The 12175-nt window shown below is 43.1% G+C and carries 6 protein-coding genes and 7 tRNA genes; all 13 read right to left on the bottom strand.

All coding sequences use genetic code 11. The features are described from left to right. Positions 1–27: 27 nt before the first annotated feature. On the bottom strand, positions 28–804 hold the full coding sequence (locus tag PGQ33_RS12905; protein ID WP_173826497.1) for a M23 family metallopeptidase: 777 nt from the start codon (positions 802–804) through the stop codon (positions 28–30). A 43-nt stretch (positions 805–847) separates the two neighbouring features. Continuing rightward, positions 848–1747 carry a SpoIID/LytB domain-containing protein gene (locus PGQ33_RS12900; protein ID WP_270205856.1) on the bottom strand — a complete coding sequence of 300 codons (900 nt, stop codon included), beginning with the start codon at positions 1745–1747 and terminating at the stop codon, positions 848–850. Positions 1748–1788: 41 nt separating this feature from the next. Continuing rightward, positions 1789–4257, bottom strand: a complete 2469-nt coding sequence (locus PGQ33_RS12895; protein ID WP_008375560.1) for a glycogen/starch/alpha-glucan phosphorylase — start codon at positions 4255–4257, stop codon at positions 1789–1791. Between the two features lie 38 nt (positions 4258–4295). Next, complete coding sequence (gene ileS, locus PGQ33_RS12890) at positions 4296–7457, bottom strand: isoleucine--tRNA ligase (protein ID WP_270205855.1); 3162 nt, start codon at positions 7455–7457, stop codon at positions 4296–4298. Between the two features lie 465 nt (positions 7458–7922). Continuing rightward, positions 7923–9386: a D-alanyl-D-alanine carboxypeptidase family protein gene (locus PGQ33_RS12885; RefSeq protein ID WP_195255469.1), complete on the bottom strand. Its 1464-nt coding sequence runs from the start codon at positions 9384–9386 to the stop codon at positions 7923–7925. A gap of 27 nt (positions 9387–9413) precedes the next feature. Continuing rightward, a complete protein-coding gene (locus tag PGQ33_RS12880; RefSeq protein WP_270205854.1) occupies positions 9414–11126 on the bottom strand; it encodes an ABC-ATPase domain-containing protein in 1713 nt (570 codons plus the stop codon). 207 nt (positions 11127–11333) lie between these two features. Further along, a tRNA-Lys gene (locus PGQ33_RS12875) sits at positions 11334–11406 on the bottom strand. A gap of 34 nt (positions 11407–11440) precedes the next feature. Then, positions 11441–11513: transfer RNA gene (locus PGQ33_RS12870), tRNA-Phe, on the bottom strand. A gap of 19 nt (positions 11514–11532) precedes the next feature. After that, positions 11533–11606, bottom strand: a tRNA-Met gene (locus tag PGQ33_RS12865). Positions 11607–11645: 39 nt separating this feature from the next. Next, positions 11646–11727 (bottom strand) — tRNA-Tyr (locus tag PGQ33_RS12860). A gap of 55 nt (positions 11728–11782) precedes the next feature. Next, positions 11783–11855 (bottom strand) — tRNA-Thr (locus tag PGQ33_RS12855). Positions 11856–11862: 7 nt separating this feature from the next. After that, a tRNA-Val gene (locus PGQ33_RS12850) sits at positions 11863–11935 on the bottom strand. Between the two features lie 44 nt (positions 11936–11979). Next, positions 11980–12053, bottom strand: a tRNA-Asp gene (locus PGQ33_RS12845). Between the last annotated feature and the right edge of the window lie 122 nt (positions 12054–12175).

Raw genomic sequence — 12175 nt, 5'->3', positions numbered from 1 at the left:
AAAAGCCCCTCTTCCTTTCTTCTGCTCTTATTCTTCAGCCAGATAGTCCATCGGATTGACCGGCTGACCATCTTTTAACATCTCGAAATACAGATTGCAGCCTTCCAGACTGTAATACTTGGTCGGAATCTCCAGATATCCGATCACATTTCCCGCTTCCAGATAATCACCGACTTTCACCTGCACTTCCTTGAGCTGTCCGTACATGCACTCGTAGCCATTCCCCATATCCAGGGTCACCGTGATTCCCGTCTGTGCAAAGGTATCAATGGATTTGACAATACCTGGTGCTGCTGCAATCACGTTATCGTTCACCGCACCGGATATGATCATCGCCGGATTATATCGGTACTGGTCCAATGTAGAAAAATATACGGTTTTATCCATACTGTAGCTCATCAGCACATTGCCGTCCACCGGCCACAGAAGCTGGCTGTCTTCCCCGAAATTCAGGTTCATTGCCGTTCCTGCGGTCTGCGTGCTGTCCGTCTCCCATGTATCCATCCGGTTCTCTGTACTTCCATCTGCTGCCGTATTTGCAGCCTGGCTGTCCTCTTTTGTCACAGGCTCTTCATCTTCCAGCGCTTTCTTTGCAATACTGCTTGTCTCTTCCGTATTTCTTTTGATTTCTTCCTCTTTCGCCTGCTGTTCTTCCTCGATCTTTGCCTGCTCATCCTTCACATTTGCCCGGTAATTTCTCCATGTATAGGCTCCTGTAAGCACAATAGCAGCGGCAAAGCAGACCGCAAGACCGATCGACGCTCTTTTTCTCCTCTTATTAGAGGACTGCTGCTTTTTATTCATATTTTATCACCTCTGACAATATTTTTGCCAGAAAATGACCAACTTATTCTCCCTTTTCGTTTTTTTCGATCACAATATCCGTGACCTCTTTCAGACTGACATCAGTGAAAAAATATTGCAGGATTTCTTCACAGGATTTCCCTTCCTCTGCCATCTTCTCTGCCGTATACTGGCTCATCCCAAGACCGTGCCCGATTCCCTTCGCCGTAACCCTTGTCTGCCCGTCATAATCCTGAAGCGCAAAACATGACGAGGCAAGATGGTAGGTTCTCCGGAATTCTTCACCATTTACTGTTTCACTGCCACAACGGACCTCTGTCACATACCCGGCACTGTCTGTTCCTGTCACTTCCATGTCGCTTCCCTGGATCATGGACACGGTCATCTCCTCTTTTGCCTCCACATCTTCGGGACATTCCCTGCTCTGAAGATACGGATACTCTTCCGAACCAAACACTTCATTTCCAGACCTTGTTTTTCCGTTGCTTAACCGGTGATACGGGGTCAGAATCAGCTTTCCGTCATACATCAGAACCTGTCCCCTCGTCTCATCCCACGCAGCTTTCATCTTCTCATAATATTCTCCATAATGATCTGCTCCCCAGTTGCTCTCCATCTGCTGCCTGGTCCAGTATTCCTTCGTCAGGACAGTGCTGGTGCCCTCATCCTGGATGCTTTTGTAAATGCTGGTCCGGATCAACACTGCCTGTGCCTTTAACGCTTCCTCCTCCGCATCTCCCTCAATTTCTTTAGCCAGAATCCCGATCCCATATTCATCCAGTGAAATTTTTCTGTTCTTTTCGTCACTTTTTACGGTCACATACGGGCTCGTCCCATTGTCCTGCGCCAAACTGCTTCTGCCATTCAGCAGAATCGTAACCACATACGGAAGTAATATAAGAATGGCAGCAAAATAGCCTGCCTGTCTGAAGTATTTTCGCATAATAAAACCTCCCATACCACTGTATGAGAGGTTTTGACTGATTATGCTTCTGGTTTAACTGTAACATAATCCAGTTTCCAGATATTATCAACATATTCCTGAATGGTTCTGTCTGAAGTAAATTTACCACAGCTTGCTGTATTCAGAAGTGCCATCTTAGCCCAGCGATCCGGATCTTTGTAAGCTTCTTCCACTTTCTTCTGTGCTTCTGCATAAGAGCGGAAGTCTTTCAGGATAAAGTATCTGTCCGGTCTGTCTCCACCCTGTGTATTCAGAAGTGAATTATACAGGTCGCGGAACATCTCATGGTCACCATGTGAATAAGTTCCATCCATCAACTGGTCAACGACTCTCTTAATATCCCAGTCATTGAAGTAGATCTCCTGCGGGTTATATCCGCCATTATTCTCATAGTTGATAACTTCGTCAGAACTGAGGCCGAAAATAAATGCATTTTCAATTCCAACTTCTTCTACGATCTCTACATTGGCTCCATCCATAGTTCCAAGTGTCGGTGCACCGTTCAGCATGAACTTCATGTTACCTGTTCCGGAAGCTTCTTTGGAAGCGGTAGAAATCTGTTCGCTGACATCTGCTGCCGCGAAGATCCATTCTGCGTTGGATACGCGGTAATCTTCGATAAATACGACTTTCAACTTTCCATTGATGCTCAGGTCATTATTTACCACATCTGCTACAGAGTTGATCAGTTTGATGATCTCTTTTGCACGGACATATCCTGCGGAAGCTTTTGCACCAAAGATAAATGTTCTCGGATAGAAGGACATCTCCGGATGTTCTTTGATCTGGTTGTACAGATACATTACATGCAGAATATTAAGAAGCTGTCTCTTATATTCATGAAGACGCTTAACCTGTACATCATAAATAGATCTCGGATCGATCTCTACTCCATTGTGTTCCAGAATATATTTTGCAAGACGTTCTTTGTTCTTGTATTTGATATCCATAAATTCTGCTCTTGCCTTCGGATCATCTGCAAGCGGTTTTAATTTTGACATCTGGGACAGATCTGTGATCCAGCCGTCTCCGATGTGGTCTGTTACCCAGTCTGCAAGCAGCGGGTTTCCATGAAGAAGGAATCTTCTCTGTGTGATACCATTGGTCTTGTTGTTGAATTTCTCCGGCATCATTTCGTAGAAATCTTTTAATTCCTGATGTTTCAGAATCTCTGTATGAAGTCTTGCAACACCATTTACGGAGTAGCCTGCAATAATAGCCATATGTGCCATTCTTACCTGACCGTCCATCAGAATAGCCATCTTACGGACTTTATCTTCATTGCCCGGATACATACGGCGAACCTGTTCTACAAAACGGCGGTTAATTTCCTGTACAATCTGGTATACACGCGGAAGCAGTCTTGAGAACAGATCGATTGGCCATTTTTCAAGTGCTTCTGACATGATAGTATGGTTGGTGTAAGCAACCGTCTTTGTTGTTACTTCCCATGCTTCATCCCATCCAAGACCTTCCTGGTCAATGAGCAGACGCATCAACTCTGCAACTGCTACAGTCGGGTGAGTATCGTTCATCTGGATCGTAACTTTTTCATACAGTTTGCGCACATCTTTGTGTTTCTTTTTATATTTATCAAGCATAACCTGAAGACTGGCAGATACAAAGAAATACTGCTGTTTCAGACGAAGCTCTTTTCCTGCATAGTGATTGTCATTTGGATAAAGAACCTCGACGATCGTTTTTGCAAGGTTTTCCTGCTCGATCGCTTTATGGTATTCTCCTCTGTCAAATGCATCCAGTTTAAAGTCTGTGATTGCCTGTGCATCCCAGATACGCAGTGTATTGACTACGTGGTTGCCATATCCTACGATCGGCATATCATATGGAATAGCAAGTACGGATTCATAATTTTCCTGGATGAAATCTTCTTTCTTGGTCTGTTCATTATACTGTACACGAATGGTACCACCAAAACGGACTTCCTTTGCATACTCGTCACGGCGGATTTCAAACGGATTGCCATCTTTGAGCCAGTTATCCGGCACTTCTACCTGATAGCCATCTTTGATCTTCTGTTTGAACATACCGTAGCGGTAACGGATTCCACAGCCGTAAGCTGCGTATCCAAGAGATGCAAGTGAATCCAGGAAGCAAGCTGCAAGACGTCCAAGACCACCATTACCAAGTGCCGCATCCGGTTCCTGATCTTCTACCACATTCAGATCAATGCCCATCTCATCAAGGGCTTCTTTTACTTCTTTATATGCAGTCATGTTGATCAGGTTGTTGCCAAGTGCACGTCCCATAAGAAATTCCATTGACATATAATATACGGTCTTTGGATCTTCTTTTTCGTATGTTTTCTGTGTCGCAAGCCAGTCATCTACAATTGCTTCTTTTACTGCATAAGATACTGCCTGGAAAATCTGCTGCGGAGTTGCTTCTTCAATCTCTTTACGATACAGTGTCCGCACATTTTCTTTCACATCATTTTTAAAAGTTTCTTTTTCAAATCTTTTACTGTACATGCCTATATTCCCTTCTCATTTTTGCGCAGCGGCAGGGATTATTCTCCCTGCTTTTCTACGCCCATATTTACAGCTTCACCGTTGATCTTCCAGTCTTTCACATAGCCTGCAGGTTCAGCCTTTTCAACTGCTACCGCAAGTGTCTCCTGTCCGATCTGCTCTGCATACTCTGCAAATACTTTTTCTGCCTTTTCGCTTCCGTCGTAAGTTACCTTGATCTTATCCATAACTTCAAATCCGGCTTCCTTACGCATAGTCTGGATCTTGCTGATGATCTCACGTACAAATCCTTCTGTCAGAAGTTCTTCTGTCAGGTTTGTATCCAGTACAACGGTGATACCATAGTCACTCTCAGATACATATCCTTCCATCTGTGCCATGTCGATCAGAAGGTCTTCTTTTGCAAGTTCAATTTCCTGTCCATTTACCTGAAGCTTCAGAACACCTGTCGCATTCAGTTCGTCCATAGCAGCATTTCCGTCCAAATTGCTGAGTTCATTCTTGATTCCACCTAACAATTTACCATATTTTGGTCCAACTGTCTTTAATTGTGGTTTAAATGTATAAGAAGTAAATGCACGAACATCATCTGTAAGTTCGATTTCTTTTACATTCAGCTCATCTGTCACGATATCCTGATAGAACTCCGGCAGATTGGAAGCACCTTTTACGAACATCTTTCCAATCGGCTGACGATTCTTGATGTTGGCTGTATTACGGCATGCACGTCCCATTACAACGATCTTCAGGACTTCATCCATGTTCTCTTCCAGAGTCTTATCGATATAAGCTTCATTTGCAACCGGATAATCACAAAGGTGGATACTTTCCGGAGCGCTTTCATCTACGCTTCTTACCAGGTTCTGATAAATTTCTTCGGTCATGAACGGGATCATCGGTGCTGCAACCTTTGATACAGTAACGAGTGCTGTATAAAGAGTCATGTAAGCATTGATCTTATCCTGTTCCATTCCTTTTGCCCAGAAACGTTCGCGGCTTCGTCTTACATACCAGTTACTCATATCATCTACGAAGTCCTGAAGTGCTCTTGCAGCTTCCGGAATCCGGTAATTTGCAAGATGATTATCTACTGTCTTGATCAGTGTATTCAGTTTTGATAAGAGCCATTTATCCATTACAGATAATTTGTCATATTCAAGTGCATATTTTGTTGCATCAAAATCATCAATATTGGCATACAGTACGAAGAATGCATAGGTATTCCAGAGTGTTCCCATGAACTTTCTCTGTCCTTCCATAACCGCTTTTCCATGGAAACGGTTCGGCAGCCACGGTGCACTGTTTACATAGAAATACCAGCGGATCGCATCTGCACCGTATGTTTCCAGAGCATCAAACGGATCAACCGCATTTCCTTTGGATTTACTCATCTTCTGACCATTTTCATCCTGTACATGTCCGAGAACGATTACGTTCTGGTATGGTGCTTTGTTGAAGATCAGGGTTGAAATTGCCAGCAGAGAATAGAACCATCCTCTTGTCTGGTCGACGGCTTCAGAAATGAACTGAGCCGGGAACTGCTGTTCAAATACTTCTTTATTTTCAAATGGATAGTGATGCTGTGCAAACGGCATGGATCCGCTGTCGAACCAGCAGTCGATAACTTCCGGTACACGGTGCATCTGTTTTCCACACTTCGGACACTTGATTGTTACATCGTCAATATATGGACGGTGAAGCTCGATATCATCCGGGCAGTTGTCTGACATGGATTTCAGTTCTTCAATGCTTCCGATCGAGTGCTGGCATCCGCATTCGCATTCCCAGATATTCAGTGGAGTTCCCCAGTAACGGTTACGGCTGATACCCCAGTCCTGAACATTTTCAAGCCAGTCACCAAAACGTCCTTTACCAATGCTTTCCGGAATCCAGTTGATAGTATTGTTATTTGCGATCAGGTCATCTTTAACTTCTGTCATCTTGATGAACCATGATTCTCTTGCATAGTAGATCAGTGGAGTATCACATCTCCAGCAGTGCGGATAACTGTGTTCAAACTTCGGAGCATCGAAGAGAAGTCCACGAGCATCCAGATCTTTAAGTACTTTCGGATCAGCCTTCTTTACAAAGAGTCCTGCAAATGGAGTTGTCTCACCCATATCACCTTTTTCGTCAACAAGCTGCACGAATGGAAGGTCATATTTGCGTCCTACTTTTGCATCGTCTTCACCAAATGCCGGTGCCAGATGAACAACACCAGTACCATCTGTCAGAGTTACATAATCATCACAGGTAACAAAGAATGCTTTCTTTTTCTGTTTTGCTGCGCAGTCATATGCACACTGGTAAAGCGGTTCATATTCTTTGTATTCCAGATCTTTTCCTTTGTAAGTTTCCAGAACTTCGTATGCCGGTTTGTCTTCTTCTGCAAATTTCCCAAGAATGGTGTCAAGCAGAGCACATGCCATATAATAAGTATATCCGTCTGCACATTTTACTTTGGCGTAATCTTCTTCCGGGTTTACGCAGAGTGCGATATTAGACGGAAGAGTCCAAGGTGTGGTTGTCCATGCAAGGATGTATGCATCTTCGTCTTTCACTTTGAAACGAACAATAGCAGAACGTTCTTTGACGTCCTTATATCCCTGTGCAACTTCCTGTGCTGAAAGTGGTGTTCCACAACGTGGACAATACGGAACGATCTTAAATCCTTTGTAAAGGAGTCCCTTATCCCAGATTTTCTTCAGAGCCCACCATTCAGACTCGATAAAGTTATTATCATAAGTAACATATGGATTTTCCATATCTGCCCAGAAACCTACTGTAGAAGAGAAATCTTCCCACATTCCTTTGTATTTCCAGACACTTTCTTTACATTTATTGATAAATGGTTCTACACCATATTTTTCAATCTGATCTTTTCCATCAAGGCCGAGCAGCTTTTCTACTTCCAGCTCTACCGGCAGTCCGTGAGTATCCCATCCTGCCTTACGCGGAACCATGTAGCCCTTCATTGTACGGTATCTCGGGATCATATCTTTGATTACACGGGTAAGAACGTGTCCGATATGCGGTTTTCCATTTGCTGTCGGAGGTCCATCGTAGAAAGTATAAGTTTCTCCTTCTTTACGGTTCTCCATACTTTTCTTGAAAATATCTTCTTCATTCCAGAATTTTTCAACTTCTTTTTCTCTGTCTACAAACTTCAGGTCTGTATCCACTTTTTTGTACTTAGCCATGATAAGCTCCTTTCTGAATCAATGACTTTGTATGCATTTTTGGGTATATAGAAAAATGTGCCCCGGCACGTAGTGCCCTTAATTTTGCAGGAAGTTTTTGGAATTTCCTGCAAAATTAAAAAAGACTTTCACCCGTAAAAGGACGAAAGTCTGTACATCGTTAACCACCTGTTACTGCATACCAGCATATGAGTTTCCTGTAACGGGGGAAATAACCGTCAGAACTTACTCGCCAGATTGCTTTCAGTTACTGCAACTCGGAAGTGATGTTCAGATCTACCCTACTTGCACCGGTCTTCCACCATCTCCGGTTCGCTTTACCTTTCAAATAAACCTTACTGTCTTCGTCAATGTCTTTTGATCTTTTTTCACCATTTCTAGGTTATTATAATAAAGAACCCCTTGCTTCGTCAAGGGGTTCTGCGGGATTTCGTGATTCTTTCCTTATATTTGACTGACCAGACGTTAATCTTTGTCAACTTCTCTTCTGCGCTTTCTGTTTGTTTCCACTTTCTTCTTTCTCAAATGTTTCAGAACAGCCCTCCATACAATAATAAGAATGAGTACTGCTGCAATCACACAGATTACAAGGATTACCTCTCGTGGTATTGTACTCTGAGCCTGCTTTTGTGTTTCACTGTCTGACTTATCGCCGGACACCTGTGCTTCATTTTCTGTGTTATCCTTCTGCAGATATTCATCACTTAATGTCACAGCTGCTTTTCCGACCGGGTTGCCCTGATAAGTATAAGTTACTGTTCCGGTGCTGCTGTTCGTGTCATCCTGCGTAATTTCGTAATCCAGGCTTTGGAAATTTACATTTTCCGGAAGTACAACATATGCATTCGGATCAATTTCTTTAAAATCTGCGGAGTCTTCATAATCCGCAATCGTATATTTTGCGAAATTATTAAATCCATACTCCAGTAAATTGACGGAGTCTGGGTATACATTTTTCCCATGTGTCTTCAAGACAACACTGATCAGCTCCAGATTATCATCCGCTGCACAGGATACCAGTGTGTTGAGTGCTTCATCCGTATAACCGGTTTTTCCGGCTATTGTCTTTGGATAATAATAGTCGTTTCCCTCGTAAAACATCAGATCACTCTGCTGAAAGGTTCTCGCCTGATTTACCAGATTGGTTGCACCGATCGTATACTGCTGTGTCTGGGCAATCGTCTTGAATTCTTCATGATTTTCAAGCAGTTCCTGTGTAATAAGTGCCATATCACGTGCCGTCGTATAATGGTTCTGCGCATTCAGCCCATTCGGATTTTCAAAATCAGAATTTACTGCTCCCAGCTCTTTTGCGCGTTCATTCATCTTTGCAATAAAGCCATCATATCCTAAACCACCCACATTTTCAGCAATCGCATAAGCAACTTCATTTGCAGATGCCATCAGAAGTGCGTGAAGCGCATCATTTAAAGAAATTTCCTCCCCCGCGATCATTCCTATATAAGCATCCCCCTCTGCTACACAATCCACACTATTCTGTGTAATCGTAATCTTGTCATCAAGATTGCCGTTTTCCAATGCGACAAGTGCCGTTAAAATCTTTGTAATACTGGCAGGATAAGCCTTTCCGTCAATGTTTTTCGCATAAAGGATTGCACCGCTTTTTGCCTCCATGACAATCCCAGCCTCTCCGTAAGTAGCCGGTCCTTCCGGCCAGTTCTCCAGCTCATTGCTGGCAATCTTCATATCATATGCCTGCTGTGTTACTTCATCGATTTTCTGCTGCTGCAGGGCTTTAATTTCTTCTTGATTTTTTCCGGAAGTTTCTTCCTCTGTCAGATTATAATTGCTGACCGTTGTATCAATTGGTTCATTTGCTGACGTATCTTCTGCAAATGCGGTCATTCCAAGACTTCCAACCATCACTGCCACCAGCGATGCACTTAAAATTTTCTTCCATCTCCTCACGGATCTTCTCCTCCAAATTCTTTAATCTTATCCGATAAATCCCCGATATCTGTTCAGGCATGCGTAAATATCCTGTTTACGGATCTGTGCCATTGATACAGAAAGATAACTTCCTTTGCAAAGGGATGCCAGACCCTGCTTCTTAATCTGACTCCAGAGCTTTTCCACACAAAGATCAACATCCTGTTCCTTCCGTTCCATTTCTTCCAGAAGATTCTCTAGGCAGTACGCTAATGCCGTTGTCTGTTCTGCATCCAGGATTTGTTCTACATATTTCAGATCCACATTTTCTCTTCCAATAGAAAATGAATCTTTACCAAACTGTTTTATCTTCACCTGATCTCTCTTCTTTTCCATTTTTCCGGCCTTTAAGCTTCTGTGATGATCTTTATCAAATAAGACAGCTACATCAACCGGAACCTTTTTCTCTCCGGTCTCACTTTTTTCACCAATCACCGTTTTCACTTTTTCTGTGATATCGTACGTTCGGTAATTATCCATCTGCAGCACATGATCAGCAATGTAAAAATAAGATCCAGAACTTCCGGCCACCAGAATAATAGAAATTCCCTGCTTTTGATACAGGTTACCTGCCTGAAGAGTAAATGGTGTAATCGGTTCCTGTTCGCCGGATACGACAGCCTGCATCAGCTCATCCCTGACCATAAAGTTCGTCGCACAGGTGTCTTCATCGATCAAAAGACATTTTGCACCTGACTGTACCGCTTCTACCACATTTGCAGCCTGCGAAGTCGAACCACTGGCATCCTCTGTAGAAAAATTCACTGTATCTTTCTTATTCGGCAGATCATTGATAAACGGTGAAATATTGATATGGGATACACATCTTCCGTCCTCGGCCCGGATCTTCATCGCAGTATCCGAAGTAATCACGTATTCTCTACCATCTCCGGCGACGTGATTGTAAATTCCCTGCTCGAGTGCCTTCAGAAGTGTTGATTTTCCATGATATCCTCCACCCACGATCAAAGTAATTCCTTCCGGGATTCCCATTCCTTTTATTTTACCCCGGTGTGGAAGTTCCATCTCTACTTCCATACTTTCCGGTGCTTCAAAAGCAATTGCACCTTTCATAGGCTTCTGTGATACACCGCTTTCTCTTGGCAGTATAGAACCATTTGCCACAAATGCAATAAGTCTCCGCTTTGTCAGTTCTCTTCTTATATAATGTTGATCTTCCGCAAGTTCTATACACTTTTTCACTTCCTGCTGATTCAGGTTCTTATAATATAAAGATCTGTCAGCTATTTCCGGAAGATATTCAAACAAAATCTTCCTCAGTTCAAATGCATTGATCGTCCGTCCATTTGCCGGAAATCCAACTTCAAACCGTACCAGAAGATCTCCATCCTTAATTTCAAATGCAGTCCTGTCCAGAACCTCCTGTCCACAGCGGCTTATCCCAATCAATCCACTTTTTCCGGAACCCTTTGCCTGGAAAATAAATTTGGAAACAGCTTTTCCAAATTGTCTTGCCAGATAATCCTGAAGCGCAATTCTTCTGTGTTCTTCTTTATAATATTCTTCTGGAAATCTCGCCTGGATTTTCTTCACCTGAATACTCAGCTTTGACGGAGAAGCAAATGGATCTCCTTGTACATGATCAATATTGAGCTGGTATCCTTGAAACTGATAGCTTCCTCTCAAATCTTTGTAAGCTGGATAGCTTCTTCGATTGATACTCATCAAATTTTTTTCTAATTCTGCTGCTGATTTCATATCCTGCTCCCTCTTATCAAATTCTATGATGTTGGAGTCAAGAGGTCAAAAATCCTCTTGCAGGCAAGCTTGCATCGGCTTTCTGACCTTTTAACCCTGGTATCATTCTATTTTACTAGCAAAAATTTACTTGGTGCATATTAAATTTTCTATAAAACGAAAAAAGATGTAAACCCAATTTATACAGGATTTACATCTTCTAAATCATGAAGCATCGGGGATTCGAACCCCGGACAACTTGATTAAAAGTCAAGTGCTCTACCACCTGAGCTAATGCTCCATCTGTTATACAGCTTGCCTTCTTTCGAAGACAGTGCCCAGAACCGGAATCGAACCAGTGACACGAGGATTTTCAGTCCTCTGCTCTACCGACTGAGCTATCTGGGCATACACACTAATGTGTGAGTTGCGGGAGCAGGATTTGAACCTACGACCTTCGGGTTATGAGCCCGACGAGCTACCAGACTGCTCCATCCCGCGATGATATCTCATTATAGCACATTTTTTCTAAATATGCAATGGGCGGAGGTGGATTCGAACCACCGAAGCAAATTGCAGCAGATTTACAGTCTGTCCCCTTTGGCCACTCGGGAATCCACCCATATGAAGTTTTACTGTCTTCCAACAGACATCATTCAGATTAACTGTCTGATGCAAGCCGATGATCGGACTCGAACCGATAACCTGCTGATTACAAATCAGCTGCTCTGCCAATTGAGCCACATCGGCATATCAATGGGACCAATAGGGCTCGAACCTATGACCCTCTGCTTGTAAGGCAGATGCTCTCCCAGCTGAGCTATGATCCCATGATAATTTAATTAAGCAATCAACACTAGGTGTTTCCTGCAAGCGACCCGAATGGGACTCGAACCCACGACCTCCGCCGTGACAGGGCGGCGCTCTAACCAACTGAGCCATCGGGCCTTATTTAAAGGCATTTCATGTACCTTCAAAACCACATACAAATTTAAATCTTTACTCCATCCATTCTTTACCCTGTCCTACCTTCTTGGTTATGCCCTCGACCGATTAGTAACAGTCAGCTC

Origin of the sequence: Coprococcus sp. AM100_B19A, assembly GCF_027662015.1 — a bacterium.
GTDB classification, from domain to species: domain Bacteria; phylum Bacillota; class Clostridia; order Lachnospirales; family Lachnospiraceae; genus Allocoprococcus; species Allocoprococcus comes.
Note: the sequence above shows the minus strand (reverse complement) of the source record. Positions and strands in the feature narration are given on the sequence as shown.